Annotated in this window: 16 protein-coding genes; 12 read left to right on the top strand and 4 right to left on the bottom strand. The window is 71.7% G+C overall.

All coding sequences use genetic code 11. The annotated features are described in order from the left end of the window. Window positions 1-135: 135 nt before the first annotated feature. Window positions 136-936, top strand: a complete 801-nt coding sequence (locus tag OHS57_RS24015) for an RNA polymerase sigma factor (RefSeq protein ID WP_198533392.1) — start codon at window positions 136-138, stop codon at window positions 934-936. Further along, window positions 936-2,093 carry a hypothetical protein gene (locus tag OHS57_RS24020; RefSeq protein WP_328583300.1) on the top strand — a complete coding sequence of 386 codons (1,158 nt, stop codon included), beginning with the start codon at window positions 936-938 and terminating at the stop codon, window positions 2,091-2,093. Before OHS57_RS24015 ends, OHS57_RS24020 begins: the two co-directional genes overlap by 1 nt. Before the next feature lie 191 nt (window positions 2,094-2,284). Here the strand turns inward: OHS57_RS24020 and OHS57_RS24025 are convergent, their stop codons facing one another. After that, on the bottom strand, window positions 2,285-3,169 hold the full coding sequence (locus OHS57_RS24025; RefSeq protein WP_328583301.1) for a L,D-transpeptidase family protein: 885 nt from the start codon (window positions 3,167-3,169) through the stop codon (window positions 2,285-2,287). 224 nt (window positions 3,170-3,393) lie between these two features. Here OHS57_RS24025 and OHS57_RS24030 point away from each other — a divergent pair, with 224 nt between their 5' ends. After that, window positions 3,394-4,332 carry a class I SAM-dependent methyltransferase gene (locus tag OHS57_RS24030; RefSeq protein ID WP_328583302.1) on the top strand — a complete coding sequence of 313 codons (939 nt, stop codon included), beginning with the start codon at window positions 3,394-3,396 and terminating at the stop codon, window positions 4,330-4,332. Between the two features lie 95 nt (window positions 4,333-4,427). After that, window positions 4,428-5,378, top strand: coding sequence for a D-cysteine desulfhydrase family protein (locus OHS57_RS24035; RefSeq protein ID WP_328583303.1), 951 nt, complete (start codon window positions 4,428-4,430; stop codon window positions 5,376-5,378). A 246-nt stretch (window positions 5,379-5,624) separates the two neighbouring features. On the opposite strand, the gene OHS57_RS24040 is transcribed toward OHS57_RS24035, so the two are convergent. Then, the gene (locus OHS57_RS24040) at window positions 5,625-7,070 is read right to left on the bottom strand and encodes an FAD-dependent monooxygenase (protein WP_328583304.1); all 1,446 of its coding nucleotides are present in this window, start codon (window positions 7,068-7,070) and stop codon (window positions 5,625-5,627) included. A 30-nt stretch (window positions 7,071-7,100) separates the two neighbouring features. Between OHS57_RS24040 and OHS57_RS24045 the strand changes: the two genes are divergently transcribed. The 3 genes from OHS57_RS24045 (at window position 7,101) to OHS57_RS24055 (ending at window position 11,801) form a co-directional block, all read left to right on the top strand. Continuing rightward, window positions 7,101-7,781, top strand: a complete 681-nt coding sequence (locus tag OHS57_RS24045) for a TetR/AcrR family transcriptional regulator C-terminal domain-containing protein (RefSeq protein ID WP_443043093.1) — start codon at window positions 7,101-7,103, stop codon at window positions 7,779-7,781. Between the two features lie 127 nt (window positions 7,782-7,908). Continuing rightward, window positions 7,909-9,459 carry a glycosyltransferase family 29 protein gene (locus OHS57_RS24050; protein ID WP_198533222.1) on the top strand — a complete coding sequence of 517 codons (1,551 nt, stop codon included), beginning with the start codon at window positions 7,909-7,911 and terminating at the stop codon, window positions 9,457-9,459. Continuing rightward, window positions 9,456-11,801 carry a glycosyltransferase gene (locus tag OHS57_RS24055; RefSeq protein WP_328583306.1) on the top strand — a complete coding sequence of 782 codons (2,346 nt, stop codon included), beginning with the start codon at window positions 9,456-9,458 and terminating at the stop codon, window positions 11,799-11,801. The genes OHS57_RS24050 and OHS57_RS24055 overlap by 4 nt, the downstream gene beginning before the upstream one ends. A 66-nt stretch (window positions 11,802-11,867) precedes the next feature. On the opposite strand, the gene OHS57_RS24060 is transcribed toward OHS57_RS24055, so the two are convergent. Beyond that, window positions 11,868-13,211, bottom strand: coding sequence for a polysialyltransferase family glycosyltransferase (locus tag OHS57_RS24060; protein WP_328583307.1), 1,344 nt, complete (start codon window positions 13,209-13,211; stop codon window positions 11,868-11,870). Further along, entirely contained in the window at window positions 13,211-14,209 is a 999-nt protein-coding gene (locus tag OHS57_RS24065; protein WP_041985301.1) for a glycosyltransferase family 2 protein, read from the bottom strand. Before OHS57_RS24065 ends, OHS57_RS24060 begins: the two co-directional genes overlap by 1 nt. 187 nt (window positions 14,210-14,396) lie before the next feature. Here OHS57_RS24065 and OHS57_RS24070 point away from each other — a divergent pair, with 187 nt between their 5' ends. From OHS57_RS24070 to OHS57_RS24090, 5 genes are all read left to right on the top strand, one after another. After that, window positions 14,397-15,725 (top strand): DUF6716 putative glycosyltransferase, encoded by a 1,329-nt coding sequence (locus OHS57_RS24070; protein WP_078863452.1) that lies wholly within the window; start codon window positions 14,397-14,399, stop codon window positions 15,723-15,725. A 58-nt stretch (window positions 15,726-15,783) separates the two neighbouring features. Then, complete coding sequence (locus OHS57_RS24075; protein WP_328583308.1) at window positions 15,784-17,022, top strand: acylneuraminate cytidylyltransferase; 1,239 nt, start codon at window positions 15,784-15,786, stop codon at window positions 17,020-17,022. A gap of 10 nt (window positions 17,023-17,032) precedes the next feature. After that, window positions 17,033-17,968: an N-acetylneuraminate synthase family protein gene (locus OHS57_RS24080; RefSeq protein WP_041985290.1), complete on the top strand. Its 936-nt coding sequence runs from the start codon at window positions 17,033-17,035 to the stop codon at window positions 17,966-17,968. Window positions 17,969-17,972: 4 nt separating this feature from the next. Beyond that, on the top strand, window positions 17,973-19,064 hold the full coding sequence (locus OHS57_RS24085) for a hypothetical protein (protein WP_041985286.1): 1,092 nt from the start codon (window positions 17,973-17,975) through the stop codon (window positions 19,062-19,064). A gap of 102 nt (window positions 19,065-19,166) precedes the next feature. Next, on the top strand, window positions 19,167-20,405 hold the full coding sequence (locus tag OHS57_RS24090) for an amidohydrolase (protein ID WP_041985283.1): 1,239 nt from the start codon (window positions 19,167-19,169) through the stop codon (window positions 20,403-20,405). Window positions 20,406-20,467 lie beyond the last annotated feature (62 nt).

The raw sequence follows: 20,467 nt of genomic DNA on the forward strand, positions 1-20,467 counted from the left end.
GTCACACCGCATAACGTCGCGAAGTTGTTGCAGGTTGTACAAGCCGTGGACGCAGGACCCGGAAAGGCCGTAGCGTTCAGATTCGCGTGGGGTGGCGCGGCAGTGACCAGCTGCGATTCAGGACGGGTTGTGGAAGTGCTGGGGGACGACGCGGAGCTGACCGCCGCGGTGCTCGCGGCGCAGACGGGGGACGAGAACGCCTTCCGGACTGTGTACCGCACGGTGCACCCGCGGTTGTTGGGCTATGTCAGGACGCTGGTGGGCGAGCCGGACGCCGAGGACGTGACGTCCGAGGCGTGGCTGCAGATCGCGCGTGACCTCGACAGCTTCAGCGGCGACGCGGACCGCTTCCGCGGCTGGGCGGCCCGGATAGCCCGTAACCGCGCCCTCGACCACATACGGATGCGCGGCCGGCGGCCCGCCGTCGGCGGGGACGAGACCGAACTCGCCGGACGCGCCGCCGATTCGGACACCGCGGACGAGGCGATGGAAGCGCTCGCCACCGGCCGGACGATGGCGCTGATAGCGCAACTGCCGCAGGACCAGGCCGAGGCCGTCGTGCTGCGCGTCGTGGTGGGGCTCGACGCGAAGAGCGCCGCGCACACCCTGGGCAAACGGCCAGGCGCCGTGCGCACGGCCGCACACCGGGGGCTCAAACGGCTCGCCGAACTGATCGGCGCCGACGCCGTGGGCGGGGTGGACGGCGCGGGCGGTACGGACGGGGGGACCGGCGGGGACGGGGGCGAAGGCCCCGACGGCACGCCGGACGAAACCGCTTACCACCCGCACGAGGGGACGACGCACGGCACGGGCCGCAGCGCCGCAGGTCAGGGTGCGAGCCTGGCGGCCGTACCGCCGCAGCGGGTCTTTCGACCGGGAGCTGCGGCGTCCGCAGGTGTGACGCATTCGCGCCTGCGGACGCAGAAGGACATGTGATGGCCGACGAGCGTTACCCGTGGCTCGACAAGGACACAGCCGAAAGATTGCTGAGCGGTGAGCCCGTCGAGACCGCGGACGAACGCACCCGGACACAGGCGCTGCGCCTCTCGGACGCCCTGCGATCTGTGGCCGACGTCACATACGCAAACGCAAACGCGGCGGAAAGCGCCGGTGAGGCGGCGGCGCTGGTCGCGTTCCGGCGGGCCCGCGCCGCCGCCGCGGTGCGGGGCGGCCCCGACGGGCGTACGACGGAACGGAGTTCCGCGCGGAGCGCCGCCGAACACCCTCCCGGCCATGCCGGTGCCACGCTGGGGACGATACGGCTCGCCCCGCGCCCCCGGCCGCACCCGCGCGTCGTACCCGTCACCCGGCTCGGCCGCCCGGTACGACGGGGATTCGCCACGGCGGTCGTGGGCTGCACCCTGGGCGCCGTGTTCGTGGCCGTCGGCAGCACGATGCTGGCGGCGCCGTTCGCCGGTGACGACGGACCGCTGCCCGGCGGGACCGTATCGGCGCCGATGACCGGCAGGCCCCTGGCGTCCGGGAGCCCCGACGCGGGACCGCGGCCGCACGGCAGCTCCGCCGCACCGCGGCTGCCCCTTCCCTCTTTCCCTGTCACGGCGGGCAGTTCACGCGGCGCCGCAGCCAACTCCTCCTCGTCGGCGTCCGCGTGGGCCGGGGCAGCTCTGGGCAGTCAGGACAACGTTGCCGCGCCGCGCAGCAGTTCGCCGTGGTACGACAAGGCCGTCAAGGTCTGTCGTGACTACCGCGAGGGCGACATCAACGCCCGTACCAGGAGCGACCTGGAGACGGCGGCCAAGGGTGTCGCGGGCGCCGTCCAGTTCTGCGACACGCTCCTGGGCATCCCCGAGGAGGACAACGACCTCAAGAACGGCGGCCTGCTCACCGACGGTCCGTCGTCCCCGTCCGAGGGGCCGTCCTCCCCGTGGGGGCCGCATGTCACGTCGTCACCCGACCCGTCGTCCTCCGGTCCCGCGTCCCCCGACCCCGTCTCGTCGGACCCCTCGGCCACCGATCCCTCGTCGCCGTACGCCGGTTCGCCCGAGCCGTCGAAGGACCCGGTGTCAACGGACCCCGCACCGGGGCTCACACCGCGCGCGCCGATTCCCACCGGATCCTCGACTCTGCTCTGAGCTGCGGTTCTTCGCCCCGCGGCGCCAGGTGTGACGTTTTTCCGCCCCATGGCGCAGTAAAGAGTGAGCCGACTGGTCATCGGCAGCGCAACGAGCCGGGGGTTCCCCCCGTACCTTCGGCTCAGCGCATATGGCGCGGGCGGGACACGTTCCCCCGGTCCCGCCCGCGCCTCTCAACTCCCCTCGGCCGCCTACTTGTAGACGACGACCTTGTCGCCCTTGCGGACCTGCGCGTACAGCGAGGCGATCTTTCCCTCGTCACGTACGTTGACGCAGCCGTGCGAGGCGCCCGCGTAGCCACGGGCCGCGAAGTCCGACGAGTAGTGCACCGCTTGGCCGCCGCTGAAGAACATCGCGTACGGCATCGGTGAGTCGTACAGCGTCGACACATGGTGCCGCGACTTCCAGAACACACTGAACACGCCCTCGCGCGTCGGTGTGTACTGCGCGCCGAACCGTACGTCCATCGCCGAGCGCACCTTGCCGTCGATCATCCACGCGAGCGTCCGGCTGGTCTTGTTGATGCACATCACCCGCCCCGTCATACAGCGGGGATCCGGCTTCGGCAGCGGGTTGACCGTCGGCGGCCGCAGCTCGTCGCCGGTCGGCTGCTTCGTCATCGCGAGCAGCCGCTGCCAGGTGACGGTGTCGGTCGTGCCGGTACGGGGCAGCCCGCGCTTGTGCTGGAAGGACGAGACGGCCGCCGCGGTGACCGAGCCGTAGTAGCCGGTGGGGTTGCGGTCGAAGTGGCCGATCTGCCGCAGCCGCGCCTGCAGTTCCCGCACCTGGCCGCTCTCGTCGCCGCTCGCCAGCACCGTCGCGGGCCGGGGCGCCGCGGGTTGCGCCGACCGGCTGGGGGCGGGTTTCGATGCCGCCGGGGTCGAGGCCGGAGCGGACGGCGCCGGGGCCGACGCGCTCGGCGTGCCGGACGTGCCCTGCGACGTCGGCGTACCGCCGCCCGGCTTGTGGTCGACGCGCACCGGACCTCCTGCCGCCGGGTCGACGGAGCAGCCCGCGGTCACGGCCAGCACGGCTGCCGCGGCCAGGACCCGGCACAGAGCGGGCGAACTCAGCATCTTCTTCCCCTGTATCTCCGGGATCTCATGGTCTTGTCGAATCTCATGACTCCGGTGTCGTGGCGACATTCTCCCCCGAAAAAACGATCCGGTGACAACGCGCCTTGACGGGAGATGAACTACAGCAGGACGTTGCCCTAAATGACCGTTCGAATCGCCGCGTGGCCCGTGGCGAATGGCAGGATGCGGGCACTTCCCGTCGGTTTCGTTTGAAGGTTGCCACGATGAGCGCCACGAATGACATCACCAACGACACAAAGCCACGTCCGCAGAAGCTCGACGATGTGTCCGGCTGGTTCGCACCGCTCGACCAGACCCTCTTCGCGACACTGCTCACCCGGCAGGAAAGGCTCGGGGAACGCGGTGACCTGCTGGAGATGGGCGTCTTCATGGGCAAGAGCGCGATCTTTCTCGGCAGGCAGCTGCGGGACGGCGAGAAATTCACCGTGTGTGATCTTTTCGAGTCCGACGCCCCCGACAAGGCCAACAACGCCGAGACCGGCAAGTCGTACCCGACCCTGACCAGGGACGCGTTCGAGAGCAATTACCTCTCCTTCCACGACGAACTCCCACGGGTCCTGCACGCCCCCACCTCTGTCGTACCCGCCGAGGTCGAGCCGAAGTCCTGCCGGTTCGTGCACGTGGACGCCTCGCACCTGTACGAGCACGTGTACGGCGACATCGGCGCGGCGCAGGACGCCCTGCTGCTCGACGGGATCGTCGTGCTCGACGACTTCCGCAGCGAGCACACCCCCGGCGTCTCCGTCGCCGCCTGGGAGGCCGTGCTCAACCGGGGCCTGCGGCCCATCTGTCTGAGCACCCAGAAGCTGTACGGCACGTGGGGCGACCCGGCGCCGCTCCAGGAACTGGTCATCGCGATGGCCAGGGCCGACGACTCCTGCGGGCTGTCCATCCAGCAGGCGGCCGGGCACCGGATCGTCCGGGTCGTCTCGCACGGCATGCGGGCACCGGAGTTCCCGTTCTCCCGGCACTACGTCGAGCCCGAGCCCGCCCCCGCAGTGGAGGCGGCGGCGGTCCCGGCCCCCGTGGCGCGGAAGAAGCCCCGGCGGTCCCGGTCGGCGCGGCTCGCCATCGACGTACTGCCTCCGTTCGTCACCCGCTCCGTCCAGCGCAGCCGGGCACGCAAGCGCGCCCGGAGCTGAGCCGCCGCTGAACCGCCGCTGAACGGGCCGCTGAACGGGCCGCCGGATCGGCCGTTACAGTCGGGCCGGGGGTCCTGACGCGGAAGGCACAGCAGATGGCGGAAGACACAGCACCCCGCGTGACGTTCGGGGCCTGGCCGACACCGTTGGAGCCCGCGCCACGGCTGGCGCGGGCACTCGGCCTCGGGGCCGGCGACCTGTGGCTCAAGCGGGACGATCTGACGGGTCTCGGCGGCGGCGGCAACAAGGTCCGCAAGCTGGAGTTCCTCTGCGGCGCCGCCGTCGCGGCCGGGGCGAGGACCCTGGTGACGAGCGGGGCGCCGCAGAGCAACCACGCCCGGCTGACGGCCGCCGCGGGAGCACGGCTCGGCCTTGACGTGGTGCTGGTGCTCGCGGGCCCGGCGGTCGGCCAGGATCTCGGCGCGGGCAATGTCGCGCTCGACGGTCTGCTGGGCGCGGAGATCGTCTGGGCGGGCGAAGCGGACGCCGCCGACGTGGTCCAGCAGGTCGTGGAGCGGCTGCGCGGCGAAGGCGCCGAGCCCGCGCTGATCCCGTTCGGCGGCTCCAGCGCCACCGGCGCCCGCGGCTACGCCGAGTGCGGCCGTGAACTCCAGTCCCAGGCCCCGGACCTGGCCCAGGTGGTCACGGCGCTCGGCTCCGGCGGCACGATGGCGGGCCTCGTCCGCACCCTGGGCCCCGAGCGCGTGCTCGGTGTCCACTGCGGCGCGGTCCCGGACCCGCGCGCGACGGTGGCGGGCCTGGTGCCGTGCCCGGCCGAGGCGCTACGGCTACGGCTGGACCAGGTGGGCGCGGGGTACGCCACGCTCACCGAACCGGTGAAGGCGGCCATCAGAACGGCCGCCCGCACGGAGGGCGTCGTCCTGGACCCGATCTACACCGGCCGCGCGATGGCGGGCCTGATCGCGGCGGTGACCGAGGGCGACGTACGCGCGGGCGACCGCACGGTGTTCCTCCACAGCGGCGGCCTCCCGGGCCTCTTCGGCAACGAACCGGCCATGCGCTGGGCGGGCGCGGGCGCGCCCTAGGGGCGTCGTCCGGGCTCGGGCCGGAAGCCGGGCCCCAAGCCTGCCGGGAGAGCCGGGAGAGCCGGGAGAGCCGGGGCACCGAGGGGAGTTCGGGGTTTCGGTCGCGGCCCCGCGTCCGCCGCATGCGGCTCGGGTCCTGCGGGACCGGCCGGCCGAGCCGCCGCGCCGGGGCCTCGCGGCTCGGCGACGGCGTCCGGGCGCGGTGTCCCGGGTGTCACCGCCCCGGCCCCCGTCGTCGCGCGCGGCTCAGGCCGTCACCCCTGCCGCCACCGCGTCCGTGTCCACCTCCCTCAGCCACGCCTCCAGGCCCGTCTCGTCCGTGCCCGCCCAGCCGACGTAGCCGTCCGGGCGGATCAGGAACAGGCCTCGGCCGTACGGTTCGTACGTGTCGATCCGGGCCGTGCGTACCGTCGGTGGTGTCACCAGCCCCGTCGGCAGCGCCGTGTCCACCGCCAGCAGCGTGAAGTGCGGGCCGCGCAGGATGTCGAAGATGCGGGTGCCGTCCGGGAGCGGGCCGTCCGGGGCGCGGTCGCCCGATCGCAGGGCGCCCGCGGCGCCCGACGACAGCGGGCCGCCCCGGTAGCCGAGGCCCAGCTGGCGGGTGGCGGCGCCGCGGCGGGCCTCGCCGCGGTGGATGCGGGTCGACAGGCCCAGCATCTCGGCCGCCACCGGGCGGCGCTCGCCCTCGTACGTGTCCAGCAGCGCGTCGGGCGCGCCGTGCCGCAGCACCTGACCCAGCTTCCAGCCCAGGTTGTACGCGTCCTGGATGCTCGTGTTCAGCCCCTGTCCGCCGGCGGGGGAGTGGACGTGCGCCGCGTCCCCCGCCAGGAAGACCCGGCCATCCGTGAAGCGGTCGGCCAGGGCCGCGCGCGGGCGGAAGTCCGACGACCAGCGGACCTCGGTGACGTCGTCCGCCGTGAGATGGGTGCGGGAGGCGATCAGTTCCCGCACCCCGGCGGGGGAGATGTCGGGCGTCGAGCCGTCCTCGAACCGCCCTGCCAGCTGGAAGTCGGCCGTCCCCGGCAGCGGGCAGAGCGACAGGAACGAGCCGTCCTCGCCCGGGAACACATGCCAGTTCAGCCGGTCGAGGGCGGGGATACGGACATCCGCGACGATCATCGCGGCCGGGTCGACGGTCTCACCCGTCATCGCGATGCCGAGCAGCGCGCGCACCGTGCTGCGGCCCCCGTCGGCGGCGACGGCGTACCGCGCCCGTACCGTCCTGCCGTCCGACAGTTCGGCCGTGACGCCCCCGCCGTCCTGCGCGAGTCCGCGCAGCGCTGCGCCGAACTCGACGCTCCCGCCCAGCTCCAGCAGGCGCGCGTACAGGATCTCCTGGGTGCGCCACTGCGGGACGAGCCACGGCCCGGTGTACGGCTCTGCGGGCGACGGCGCCGCGTCCTCGAACATCCGGTGCTCGCCCTGCCGCTCGCCGTCCTGCCAGACCATGCCCACCGGGGCCGGGCCGCCGGACGCGAGCATCGGCGCGACGACGCCCAGATCGTCCAGCACCTCCAGCGTGCGCGGCTGGATGCCCTTGCCGCGCGAGCCGGGGAAGAGCCCCGCCGCCTGTTCGACCACGCGGACCGACACCTCGCGGCGCCGCAGGTCACAGGCGAGGGCCAGCCCGGTGGGGCCCGCTCCCACGATCAGGACCTCGGACACCGCTTCCTTAACGTTGTTAAGTTCCATGGTTCAGAACGATGCGCTTAACGCTGTTAAATTGTCAAGGTGGCTACGACACGACTCGACCGCGCACTGGTCGCCCGCACCGCCCTGCGCTTGCTCGACAAGGGCGGTCTCGAAGGGCTGACCCTGCGCGCCATCGCCAAGGAACTGGACGTCAAGGCGCCCGCCCTCTACTGGCACTTCAAGGACAAACAGGCGCTGCTCGACGAGATGGCCACCGAGATGATGCGGCGGATGACGGCCGACCTGCCCGCTGAGCCGTCGGGCGACTGGCAGGAGTCGCTGACGGTGATGATGCGCGGGCTGCGTACGCATCTGCTGCGCTACCGCGACGGCGCCAAGGTCTACAGCGGCACCCGCTTCACGGACACCGGGTACGCCGCCTCGATGGACACCAGCCTGCGGATCTTCACCGACGCCGGCTTCACCCCGGCGGGCGCTGCCCGCGCCTGGATCACCGCTTACAGCTACACCATCGGCTTCGTCATCGAGGAACAGGCGATGGGGCCACGCGTCGAGGAGGGCGAGGGGGAGCAGGGCGGGGGAGGCGAGGGGTACGACCTCGACGCCCGCGCCGAGCGGCTGGCGGAGTTCCCGCTGGCCGCCGCCGCCGGCTACGAGATCTTCCAGGAGCAGGACGCCGGCTTCGACGCGGGACTCCGGGCCGTCACCGCCGGCATCGCGCTGACGCTGCTGCCGCGCCGGGGCGAGTGAGCCCGGCGAGGGCCGGAACCCGACGTTTCCCCTTCCGACGGGCCGAGTTCATCTCCGGGTCGCACACGCTGCCTAGCCTGTCCCGACCCGCCCATCCGTCAGAGGGGCAGAGGACGCTGGGAGCAGCATGACAATGGCCGCCCGTAACCGATGGCCGAGGCAGGGCAAGGGGGTGAGCCGCGACACGTCGTCCGCGGGCGCCGAGTCCAGAACCCGGGCCGAGGACCGGATCACCCCGACCGGGCTCGACGAGTGTCTGCGCGCCTGCGCCGTCCACAGCGGCAAGCTGGTGGCGGGGCTCGACCCACGGCGTAACGAACTCGCCGAGAAGCTGCGGGCGTTGCTCGCCAGCCACGCGACGGCGCACGCCGCGCAGGCGGCCAAGGCACCGGCCCCCGCGGGCGGCGCGGCCGCCGCCCTCCTCAGGCGCGGTACCAAGGCGGGCACCTCCACGGGGACCGCCCTCGACGCCGATCTGCTCGACGCGCTGCTCGCCGTCGGCAACAAAGCCCTGGAGTGCGGTTACGACGACGAGCTGAAACTCGCCCGGCTCGTCGGCGACACGGTCCTGACCCAGCGCAAGGGCTCCCGGGCCGGCTGGCGGCTGCGCGCCCGGATCCTGGAGGCCACGGGCGACGAGATCGGCGCCATCAAGGCGTACGAGCGCTATCTGGAGCTGACCGAGAACGACGGCTTCGCCGTCGCGCCGAGGAACGCGGGACTGCGCGCCGCCCGGCAGCACCAGGCCGAACTGCTCGCGCTGCTGCAGCGCGAGTGCCCCACGGCCACGCTGTACGCGGACGGCCCGGCGACCGACGTCTGGGCGGAAGGCCTCGCCCGGTACGACAGCGGCGACCGGGACGGCGCCGAACCGAGGCTCGTCGGCGCGCTGCTCGCGATGGCAGCCGACGAGGACAGCCCGGTGCAGGACCTCCAGCAGTGCCTGGGCCAGTACCTCGATCTGCGGATCGGCGAGCGGAGCCCGCACATCGCCGCGCTGCGCGAGCATCTCGCCCTGTACGCGGAACAGCGCAGGAACCGGATGCGCGGCCCGGTCGACGACCCCACGTACGCGGGGGTCAACTGGCTGACGCTCGGCGAGTTCCGTAACCAGATCGCCGGCAAGTCCATCTGTCTGATCGCCAACTCGCAGCGCGTGGGCCACAGTTCGCTCGGCCCGGAGATCGACGCCTACGACCTGGTGGTGCGCTTCAACTCGTACCGGATCGACGCGCCCGCCACCGGCAGCCGCACCGACATCCACGTCTCGATCCACAAGCACAGCTTCAACTGGGAGAAGCGCGTCACGACCCGGCTGATCTTCGGCGGCCTGCCGAACGACTGGCGTTACTCGATGCGCACCCGGCTGGTGCCCGGCGCGCAGAGTTACGTGGGCGACGACTCGCTGCGCTGGCCCGTACGCAACATCGGCGGCATCGGCACCGACGCCTGGCCGTCGATCCCGACCAGCGGCTTCAACATGCTGTGGCTGCTGGACTTCCTCGACGTCAGTCCGAAGCTGGATCTGATCGGCTTCGACTTCTACGAGAGCGGCGCCTACCGGATCAGCGAGGCGATGCGGATGCCCATCACCTCCGTCCACGAGTACACCAGCGAGAAGGCATGGGTCATGGAACGGGCCCAGAGCGTGACCGACGCGAGGATTTCCCTGAGATGACCGCCAGCTCCCCGACCACCGCCCCGAACACCGCGTCCGCGAGCGCCGCCTCACTGACCGGGAAGCGCCGCATCGCCTTCGCCAGCTTCGTCGACGAGAACTACCTGCCGGGCTTCCTCGCCCTGCTGCGCAGCCTCGCGCTCTCCAACCCCGGCGTCTGCGAGGACTTCATCGTCCTCCACGACGACCTGCGGCCTTCGTCCATCGCGAAGATCCGCGCCTTGCACCCGCGCATCGAACTGCGCAGGGTCGACGCGGCGCGCTACGACACGTACGCCAAGGGCGACCAGGACAACTACCTGGTGCGCAAGGCGTACTTCATCCTCGACGTGTTCCGAATACGGGACTACGACACCGTGATCACGCTGGACACCGACATGGTGGTGCTGGGCGATCTGCGGCCGCTGCTGAAGCTGCGCGAAGGACTCGCCGCCGTACCGCAGTTCTTCTACGGCCAGCACAAGCTCAACAGCGGGCTGCTGGTCATCCAGCGCGAGTACCTGAGCGACGAGTTCTGCGCGCGGATCGACACCACGGGCCGCAGCGGCGACTACGAACTCGACAAGCACGACCAGGGCATCCTCAACGCCGTGCTCGACGGTGACTTCGTCCAGCTCGACAACCGCTACAACTTCGTCAAGCGGCGGCTGTCCGGCGACAAGCCGGTGCCCGACGACACCGTGATCCTGCACTTCACCGGCCGGCACAAGCCCTGGCAGGGCGGCGAGGCCGGCTACGGCCAGGCGCAGGACCGGTGGGCCGAGTTCGACCTGTCCGACGCCGAGTTCCACGCCGCGTTCATGACGCGCTCCAAGGACCCGCACCACGACCTGATGGTGCACTTCGGCGCCCCGCACGTGGCCCGCACCGGCGATGTGGAGAGCGCCCGCAGGCTGGCGCTCGCCCAGCTCAACGGCGGCGAGTACCAGCAGGCGGTCGACGTCCTCAGCTCCGTCTCCGTTCCGGTCGACGAGGCCTGGCCGCACGAGGTGTTCGGGCACGCGCTGATGAGCGTGTCCCGCTACGAGGAGGCCGAGGCCCAGCTGCTGCTGGCGACCGCCGCCCCCAACCGGGCGCCCACGGCCTTCGCCAGGCTCGCCCAGATCGCCTGGATCCACGGCGACGACACCACGGCGCACCAGTACGCCGTCGACGGCCTGTCCGTCGACCCGACCCACCGGGCCAGCCGGCTGATGCGGCTGCGCACCGAGGCGCCCGCCGGACCTCCCGAGGGCCCGGCAGCCGAGCAACTGGCCCATGTCGCCTTCTACATGCCCCAGCAGGGCAACGCGGGCGACAAGCTGCTGCCCGAGTCGGTGCGGCTCACCTTCGACCCCGAGACGGGCCCGCGCCGCTGGCACTCGGTCCACGCGCACCGGCTGTTCGACGAGGCCGCGCTGGAGCGGGTCAACGCACGCCGCGGCCTGGTCATCGGCGGCGGCGGCCTGTTCATCCCGGACACCGCGCCCAACGGCAACAGCGCCTGGCAGTGGAACGTCCCCGACGAGACGCTGAACCGCATAGACGTGCCGATCATGGTGTACGCGGTGGGCTTCAACGCCTTCGACGGGCAGTCCTACCGGGCCGGGCGGTTCAACTCCAGCCTCCGCCAACTGGTGGAGCGCTCCTCGTTCTTCGGGCTGCGCAACCACGGCTCGATCGAGAAGGTGCGCGCGCTGCTCCCCGCCGAGCTGCACGACAAGGTGCGCTTCCAGCCCTGCCCGACCACGGTCACCCGGCAGCTGGTCGACGGCTGGACCGACCCGGCGCAGCGCGAGAACACCATCCTGATCAACGCCGCCTACGACCGGGCGGGGCTGCGCTTCGGCCACGACTACGCGCACTTCCTCGCCGAGATGGCCAAGGCCGTCAAGGCGCTGGGCGCGCACGCCGAGGTCAAGTGCGTGGCGCACTCCCTCGACGACGAGCGCATCGCCTTCGACCTGCGGCGCGAGCACGGCATCTCGCTGCCGGTCATCCCGATGTACGACTTCGAGAACGACGAAATCCGGGACACCTACGCCCGCACCAAACTGGTGATCGGGATGCGCGGTCACGCCGGGATGATCCCGTTCGGCTGCGGCACCCCCATCATCAGCCTGATCTCGCACCCGAAGATGGCGTACTTCCTCGCGGACATCGGCCGCCCCGAGTGGGGTGTCTCCGTCCACGAGAAGGACCTCGGGGCCGTACTCACCGAGCGTGCGGTGGGGCTGCTGAAGGACCATGCAGCGACCGTCGCCGACGTGCACGGCAGGCAGCAGGAGCTGTGGAAGGTCACCCAGGCGAACGCCGCCGACCTGCGCGCCATCCTGGGCGTCCGGGTCCCGGCCGGCCGCTGACAGCCGGCCGTCGGTACACGACGAGGGGCGGGGCGCCGAGCGCCCCGCCCCTTGTCCGTACGTCTCTCAGCGCGCGCCCAGCACCTTGCGGCGCAGCCGGCGCGCCCGCCGCACCAGGCCGCGGGCCGTCGCGTTGCGCGGGATGCCGGCCAGCTGGCCCGGCAGCCCGCCGGGCAGCCCGAGCGCGGTCAGCCGGCGGCGCTTGAAGTAACTCAGCGTCCGCTCGTCGTGGTGCGCGGCGAGATGGCGCTCGGCGGCGGGCCGCAGCGTCGGGACGATCTCCGGCTGCATCGCGAACCCGACGGCCGTGACCAGTCCGGACAGCTCCGGCTCCGGCCGGAACGAACCGTCGTCGTCCAGCGGCGCCAGCAGCGCGTCGACGATCGTCACCGGCACCCGGTTGCTGTTCTGGAACGGGGTCAGCCGCTCCTTCAGGATCTCGGTGCCGACCCGGGCGACCGGGATGCCGTAGAAGGCGGAAGCCGTGAACAGCGCCGTGGAGAAGCAGCCCACCACCAGGGCCGGCTTCAGCCGCTGGTACAGCACCTCCGCCAGCACGGGCGTCGCGATGACGGTCAGCTCGACCCCGGCCTTCTTCGCCTCGTCGGCCAGCCGCACCGACCAGCCGGCCGGCGCCGCCGGATGCGGCTTGAACACCACCTGGGTGTGGCCGCGCGCCGCACAGCCCCGCACCATCTTCACGTGCAGTTCCTCCTCCTCCTCGGGCTTGAGGATGCCCAGTTCGGAGAGGTACTGGCCGAGGACGAGCGCGGGCGGCTCGGGCAGCGTCGCGATGTCCCGCGCCGTCTCGGCGAGCGAGTCCAGCACCCGCAGGAACACCTCGCTCGGCACGATCGTCGGCTCGACGCCGAACTCGGTGAGCAGCAGCGGCCGCAGCCCCGGTACGAGATCGAGGTGGAGCAGCTCGCGCACCCGGCCGCCGATCAGCGTGTCGATCCGGGAGCGGGTCGGGCCGTAACTCATCAGCCCGTCCGCGTACACCCGGATCGGCGCGCCGGTGAAGATCTCCGTGATCGCGAGCGCCGGGGTGACCTGGATCGACTCGACGACCAACTCGACCTTGCTGTCGCCCAGTTCCCAGGCGAGCCGCAGATGACGCTCCCAGATCGGCACGTCGTCGGGGCGCGGCGCCCAGCTGCTCGGATGGAACGGCGCGATGGTCTCGTTCCACGACAGCAGGCCGTCGAACCGGTCGCGCAGCTCCTCGAAGCCGGGCATCTGATCGACGGACGGCGACAGTTCGGGGGACGTGGCGTTGTTGCAGACGACCAGCAGCCGCCGGTCCGGCGTGCCGAGCAGCCCGGCGTCGATCGCCGCTGCCAGCGTGGCGGCTCCGTACAGCGTGGAGGCGCAGAGGATCTGGGTGCGGGGGGTGGCGGGGGTTCCCATCAGGCAGCCGCCGTTCCGGCGCCGGAGTTGCCGTTGCCCGGCAGGGTCCGCCTGCGCAGTCGCTGCAGCCGGCCCGAGCGCTCCAAGTCCATCGAGTTCAGTGCTTCCTTGAGAAGGTCCTGGGGCAGCCGGCGCAGCGCGGCCGCGCTCATGGTGCGCAGCTTGCGGGCCACGGCGGGCTCGTACCGCACGCTGGAGCCCAGGTGGTGGGCGATGATCGCGCAGTAGGTACGGATGGCCTTCGCCAGGAACCTGGCCGCTTCCTCGTCCTTCGAGGTGTCGGCCACGACCTGGTCGAACGCCTTGATGAAGTCGAGCTGCCGGACGTCCCCGATCTGGGTGAGCGACGAGGCGACGCCCCGCCGGTAGAAGAGCCCGAGGAGCCCCACGGCGGCGAACGACTCGGCCTCGCGGTGCAATCGCCAGATCCACGGCCGGTCCTCGGCCGTGCGCAGCCCGTCGGTGAAGTGCACCAGGCCCCGCTCCACGATCCGGCGGTGGTAGATGCCCGCCCACGCGTACGCGTAGTCGACGGACGTCGTCCGGTTGGCCGGCAGGATCGCGTCCCTCGGCCGCAGCACCTCGCCGCGCCTGCCCACCGGCACCCGGTGGACCGTGCGCGTGCGCCCGGTGAACTGCACGTGGTCCGTACGGACGAAGTCACAGCCGAGATCGTCTATGGCGGTCAGCAGCTGTTCGAAATAACCGGGGGCCACCCAGTCGTCGCCGTCGAGGAAGGTCACATAATCGCCGCGAGCCGCGTCGAGACCTGTATTGCGGGCGGTCGCGAGTCCGCCGTTCTTCTCGTGTCTGAGCAGGACGGCACCGGGCAGCTCACGCTCGGCCCGTTCGAGAATCTCCGGGGTCCCGTCGGTCGACCGGTCGTCGACCAACAGGAATTCGAAATCGCCGCGCGCATTGGCGCGCAGGCTTCTGAGGGTTTCGGGCGCGTATGTCTGCACGTTGTAGAACGGCACGACGACGGAGAGCTTGACCACCCGGGTGAGGCTAGGGCGCCCCGCGCCTTCGGGTCTGACATCGGCACAGACTCAAGGTGAACGAAGTGTGGCCGAACCATGAATCCCGCAGCGGAAGACCCTCCCGCCCCATCCGTAGACCTGCTGTTAACCCTTTATTGCCGTTGAGTTGGGCCGCCCAGCGAATTGGCTTTCTAACGTCCACGATGTGCCATCACGTACCAGTCACGCCGTCCGGGTCGCAGTGCTCGCCGACTCCGACACCCGGTGGAAATGGGGCGCGCTCACCGCGCGCCGCATAGCCGCCGAGGAGAGCGACATCGAGCTCAGCGGATTCCTGCTGCGCGGACGAGCGACCCCCACCGCACGGCAGCTCGCCGAGGTCGGTGCGGACGCCGACGCGCTGCGCGAAGTGACCGGTACCGAGTTCCTGAGAGCGATACGGGACGAGAGCGACGCGTACGACGTGATCGTGCTGGCCCTCGTCGGCGGCGCCGTCCAGGCGATGCTGCACGGCATCGCCGCCCTGCGGCTGGCCGACCGGCCCGTGCTCGTCACCGGCTACGTCGGGGTCGTCTACGAGAAGCTCGCCGACGGCCTGCTGCTGCGGCACGGCGCCGATGTCGTCCTCGCCAACTCCCGCCACGACGGCCGGCGCTTCCGCGACGTCTACGAGGGCGTCGGCGCCGACGCGTCCAGCGTCACCGAGGCCGCGCTGCCCTTCCTCGGCGGCGAGCGGTACGTCCCCGAAGAGGGCCGCGACACCGTGGTGTTCGCCGCGCAGCCCTCCGTGCCCGAGACCCGCGCCGACCGCGCCTACCTGCTCCAGCGGCTGGTCGACCACGCGAAGCTGCATCCGGAACGCGAGGTGCTGCTGAAGCTGCGCAGCAAGGTCGGCGAGCAGACCACGCACGTCGAGGAGTACCCGTACCAGGTCCTCGCCGAGAAGGTCGTCGGCGGTCTGCCGGCCAACTTCCGCCTGGTGTACGGGAACATGGGCGAGGTCCTGGACCGTACGGACCTGCTGGTCACCGTCTCGTCGACGGCGGCCCTGGAAGCCCTGCACCGGCGCATCCCGACCGCGATCCTCACCGACCTCGGCGTACGGGAACCGCTCGGCAACCACCACTTCATCGGCTCGGGGTGTCTGGCCTCCTGGGAGCAGCTGGACAGCGGCCACCGGCCCCGCCACGACGCCGTGTGGGCGGACCGGCAGGGTGTCGCGGCCGACGGCTCGTACGGCACGGCCTTCGACGAGGCCCGCGCCCGCGTCGGCAAGCTCCTGACCGGGCCCGCCCTGCCGCCCGTCGCGCCGTACTACACCGTCACCACAGCGCCCCGCTATCTGCCCGCGCTGCTCGCCCGCTACCACCTGAACCCCGACGGCACCCCGAAGACGTCGGCCCCGGCCGGCGCCGGCGCCACCACCGGGGTGCGGCGCGCGGTGCGCAACGCCGTACGCGGCGCCGCCCGCGGCGCCTACCGCCACGGAGTGCAGCGCGTCGCACCCGTCATCCGCCGGATGGGCGAGCTGTGAGGCGCCGGGCCGCAGGGCCGGGCCCCGCCGACGCCCCGCCGACCACCAAGGAGAACCGATGACCGTCCTGGCTGTGATCCCCGCACGCGGCGGGTCCAAGGGCGTCCCCGCCAAGAACCTCGCCCAGGTGGGCGGCGTACCGCTGGTGGTACGCGCGGTGCGCGCCTGCCTCAAGGCCCGCCTGGTCACCGACGTCGTCGTCTCGACGGACGACGAGGCGATCGCCGACGCGGCGCGCGCCGCGGGCGCCGAGATCGTGCTGCGCCCCGCCGCCATCGCCGGTGACCTGGCGACCAGCGAGGCCGCCGTGCTGCACGTCATGGACGCGTACGAGGCGATGCGCGGCGCCGTCACCGACGTGGTGCTGCTCGTGCAGTGCACGAGCCCCTTCATCACGCCCGGCGACCTGGACGGGGTCGCCGCGGCGCTCATCGAGGACGGCGCGGACACGGCGCTGACCGTCGCCCCGACCCACGGCTTCATCTGGCGCCAGGGCGGCGCGCACCTCAGCGAACTCGACGGCTACGGCGTCAACCACGACAAGTCGAACCGGCCGCGCCGCCAGGACCGCCCGCAGGAGTTCCTGGAGACCGGCGCCGCCTACGCGATGCGCGCCGGGGGCTTCCGCGAGGCCAAGCACCGTTTCTTCGGCCGCACCGCGCTCGTACCGACCGACCCCGCGCGGGTCCTGGAGATCGACGACCCGCACGACCTGGCCCGTGCCCGCGTGCTGGCGCCACTGCTCGACCCGGCGCTGCTGCCCACGCACGGCGACATCGACGCGGTCGTACTCGACTTCGACGGGACCCAGACCGACGACAAGGTCTACGTCGACTCCGACGGCCGCGAAATGGTCGCCGTGCACCGCGGCGACGGACTCGGCATCGCCGCGCTGCGCCGCTCCGGACTCGACCTGCTCATCCTCTCCACCGAGCAGAACCCGGTCGTCGCCGCCCGCGCCGACAAGCTGAAGGTGCCGGTGCTGCACGGCATCGACCGCAAGGACATCGCACTGAAGCAGTGGTGCGACGAACGCGGCATCACCCCCGAACGGGTCCTCTACGTCGGCAACGACGTCAACGACCTCCCCTGCTTCGGGCTCGTCGGCTGGCCGGTGGCCGTCGCGAGCGCGCACGACGCGGTACGCGCAGCGGCCCGCGCCGTCACCACAACCCCCGGCGGCGAGGGGGCGATCCGTGAGATCGCCGCCTGGCTCCTGGGTGAAGGGCTGCACGCCCCGCACCGCGCGGCCTCGGCCGCCGCTCCCCACACCCCCCACAACACCCCCGACAAGTAAGGACAGTTCCATGAGCACCGAGTCCAACTCCAGCCGCCTGCGCACCCTCGGCACGCGTACGGCAGGCCCCGGTCGTCCCGTCTATGTCACGGGTGAGATCGGCATCAACCACAACGGTGACCTGGACAACGCCCTCGCCCTGATCGACGTGGCCGCCGAAGCCGGCTGCGACGCGGTCAAGTTCCAGAAGCGCACCCCGGAGATCTGCACCCCGCGCGACCAGTGGGACATCGAGCGTGACACCCCCTGGGGCCGGATGACGTACATCGACTACCGCCACCGCGTCGAGTTCGGCGAGGACGAGTACCGCTCCATCGACGAGCACTGCAAGAAGCGCGGCATCGACTGGTTCGCCTCCCCGTGGGACACCGAGGCCGTCGCGTTCCTGGAGAAGTTCGACGTCCCCGCGCACAAGGTGGCCTCCGCCTCCCTCACCGACGACGAGCTGCTGCGCGCCCTGCGCGCCACGGGCCGTACGGTCATCCTCTCCAGCGGCATGTCGACGCCGAAGCAGATCCGGCACGCGGTCGAGGTGCTCGGCAGCGAGAACATCCTGCTCTGCCACGCCACTTCGACGTACCCGGCCAAGGCCGAGGAGCTGAACCTGCGCGTCATCAACACCCTGCAGGCCGAGTTCCCGAACGTGCCGATCGGCTACAGCGGCCACGAGACGGGCCTGCAGACCACGCTGGCCGCCGTCGCGCTGGGCGCCGCCTTCGTCGAGCGTCACATCACCCTCGACCGCGCCATGTGGGGCTCGGACCAGGCCGCCTCCGTCGAGCCGCAGGGCCTGCAGCGCCTCGTGCGCGACATCCGCACCATCGAGGCCTCCCTCGGTGACGGCGTCAAGAAGGTCTACGAGTCGGAGCTGGGCCCGATGAAGAAGCTCCGCCGGGTCGCCGGTGTCGTCGCCGAGACCGAGGCCACCGCGCCGGTATCGGTCTGACGCCATGCCGAGCCCGAGCGGGGACCGTCCCCAGCACCCACGTGACAACCAGAGCTCCCGCGCGATCGCCTTCGTCGAAAGCCCGGTCCAGCTGTTGAACGTGCTGGAGTGGGCCGGCGCGAGGCACCGCGGTGAGCAGTTGACCGTCGTCGTCCTCTCGCCCACCGACCCCATGTCGCGTGGCCAGCTCCGCCGGATGGCGGAGCTGGGCCGCGACGAAGGCTTCACCGTGCGCTGGCAGGAAGCGCGCGGTGGTGCGGGGGCGCCCCTGCGGACCGTACGGGAACTGGCACCCCTGCTGCGCAAGGCGGACCGGGTCGTGATCGGCGACCCGTTCTCCCGCTACGTGCAGCTGCTGCTGACGCTCGTCAGCGGCAAGCAGCTGACCGTCGTGGACGACGGCACGGCGACGATCGAGTTCATCGGGCAGGTCGCCCGCGGCGAACGCCTGGTGCGCTGGCACCGGCGCGGCGGCCACCGCGGGCCGCGTGAGCTGGTCCTCGCCCCGGTCTCGGCCGCGGCCCGCCGTCGGCTCACCCCGTCGGCGGCCCGCTCGGTCGAGGTCTTCACCGCGATGCCCGTCGACAAGGTGCCGCCCGGCATCACGGTGACGGTCAACGACTTCGCCTGGACCCGGGCGACCTTCGGGCCGCCCACGGTGCTCGAAGGCGCCGACATGGTCGGCACCTCGCTGGTCGAGACGGGCGTGGTCGACGCCGGCCAGTACCTCGAAGCGGTCGCGGCGCTGGCCCGCACCCACCACGCGGGCCGCTACTTCGCCCACCGCAGGGAGGGCGTCGACAAGCTGCACCGGCTGCACGCGGAGACCGGCCTGGAGATCGTCCGCCCGGACCTTCCCCTGGAGCTGATCGCCCGGCGCGGCCCCATCGGCAGCACGGTCCTCAGCTTCCCCTCCACGGTGGTCCACACCCTCCCGCTGGCCCTCGCCGGCACGGGGGTCAGGGTCGCTGTCTGTGACATCGCACCGGAGTGGCTCAACGACACAGCGTCACCCCGCGCCCACGGCTTCCTGACGGATGTCACGGGCACGGCACGCGACGTCCACCGGCTGCCCCGGCTGCCGTCACCGGCGTGATCCGGACAGAAGGGCCGGGTTTCGTCTGTGTGGCTGAAATTTTGGTGATCGATGGTTGGTTGATCCATGGAGAGAACTACTCTTCAACGGGTGAGCCAGTTGATGTCGCTTGAGTCAGAAGCCGAACTGCCCGGACAGACCGTGGTGCCCGGGACCAACCTCGCAGGTGCGCTTCCGGAGGCCCTGCGGGCCGAGCTGATCGCGTTCCGGCGCGACATGCACATGCACCCCGAGCTGGGCAACCAAGAGGTCCGCGCCACCGCCGCGATCAAGGAACGTCTTGAGCGGGCCGGGCTCGCGCCACGCGTGCTCGCCTGCGGCACCGGCGTCGTCTGCGACATCGGCACGGTCACGGCCGACAGACCCGTACTGGCTCTCCGCGCCGACATCGACGCGCTGCCCATCCCGGACACCAAGATCGGCGTCCCGTACCGCTCCACCGTGCCGGACCGGGCGCACGCCTGCGGGCACGACGTACACACCACCGCCGTCCTCGGCGCGGGACTCGTCCTGGCCGAGCTGGAACGCAAGGGCGAGCTGCCCAGGCCGGTGCGGCTGATCTTCCAACCCGCCGAAGAGGTGCTGCCGGGCGGCGCGGCCGAAGCGATCGAGTCGCGGGCGCTGGAAGGCGTCGGCCGGATCATCGCCGTGCACTGCGACCCCAAGGTCGACGCCGGCAAGGTCGGGCTGCGTCCTGGCCCCATCACCTCCGCGTGCGACCGGCTGGAAATCACCCTCGACGGCCCCGGCGGGCACACCGCGCGGCCGCATCTGACCACCGACCTGATCACCGCCGTCGCCAAGGTCGCCACCGAGGTGCCCGCGCTGCTGGGCCGCCGCGTCGACGCCCGCTCCGGGCTGGCCGTCACGTGGGGCCGTATCGAGTCGGGCCACACCTGCAACGTCATCCCGCAGCACGCCGAGCTCTCCGGCACCGTCCGCTGCCTCGACCTGGCGGCCTGGCACGAGGCACCCGACCTGGTGCACGCGGCGATCGACGAGATCGCGGCGCTGCACGGCGCGAAGACGCAGATCAACTACGTGCGCGGGGTGCCGCCCGTCGTCAACGACCCCGGCGTCACGGAGCTGCTGCGCGCGGCCCAGACCCGGCGCCGTGGCGCGTCCAGCGTCGAGGACACCGAGCAGAGCCTCGGCGGCGAGGACTTCTCCTGGTACCTGGAGCACGTGCCGGGATCGATGGCGCGCCTCGGCGTGCGGCCGCCCGGCAAGGGCGCCGGGTACGACCTGCATCGCGGCGATTTCGACGTGGACGAGCACGCGATCCAGGTCGGTGTGGAGCTTTTCACCGCCGCTGCGTTGATCGACGGCAACCATTTGTAATCGGCCAGGACACCCGACGTTCGCGACGATCCGATAACGGACTCGGTACAGGTCCTTATCTG

The organism is Streptomyces sp. NBC_00370 (assembly GCF_036084755.1).
Taxonomy (GTDB): Bacteria; Actinomycetota; Actinomycetes; order Streptomycetales; family Streptomycetaceae; genus Streptomyces.

Coding starts and splice junctions, on each gene's coding strand:
- OHS57_RS24025 (WP_328583301.1), bottom strand. CDS start 3,169: ATGCTGAGTTCGCCCGCTCTGTGCCGGGTCCTGGCCGCGGCAGCCGTG.
- OHS57_RS24040 (WP_328583304.1), bottom strand. CDS start 7,070: ATGGAACTTAACAACGTTAAGGAAGCGGTGTCCGAGGTCCTGATCGTG.
- OHS57_RS24090 (WP_041985283.1), top strand. CDS start 19,167: ATGTCGCTTGAGTCAGAAGCCGAACTGCCCGGACAGACCGTGGTGCCC.
- OHS57_RS24030 (WP_328583302.1), top strand. CDS start 3,394: ATGAGCGCCACGAATGACATCACCAACGACACAAAGCCACGTCCGCAG.
- OHS57_RS24050 (WP_198533222.1), top strand. CDS start 7,909: ATGACAATGGCCGCCCGTAACCGATGGCCGAGGCAGGGCAAGGGGGTG.
- OHS57_RS24075 (WP_328583308.1), top strand. CDS start 15,784: ATGACCGTCCTGGCTGTGATCCCCGCACGCGGCGGGTCCAAGGGCGTC.
- OHS57_RS24020 (WP_328583300.1), top strand. CDS start 936: ATGGCCGACGAGCGTTACCCGTGGCTCGACAAGGACACAGCCGAAAGA.
- OHS57_RS24055 (WP_328583306.1), top strand. CDS start 9,456: ATGACCGCCAGCTCCCCGACCACCGCCCCGAACACCGCGTCCGCGAGC.
- OHS57_RS24035 (WP_328583303.1), top strand. CDS start 4,428: ATGGCGGAAGACACAGCACCCCGCGTGACGTTCGGGGCCTGGCCGACA.
- OHS57_RS24085 (WP_041985286.1), top strand. CDS start 17,973: ATGCCGAGCCCGAGCGGGGACCGTCCCCAGCACCCACGTGACAACCAG.
- OHS57_RS24080 (WP_041985290.1), top strand. CDS start 17,033: ATGAGCACCGAGTCCAACTCCAGCCGCCTGCGCACCCTCGGCACGCGT.
- OHS57_RS24060 (WP_328583307.1), bottom strand. CDS start 13,211: ATGGGAACCCCCGCCACCCCCCGCACCCAGATCCTCTGCGCCTCCACG.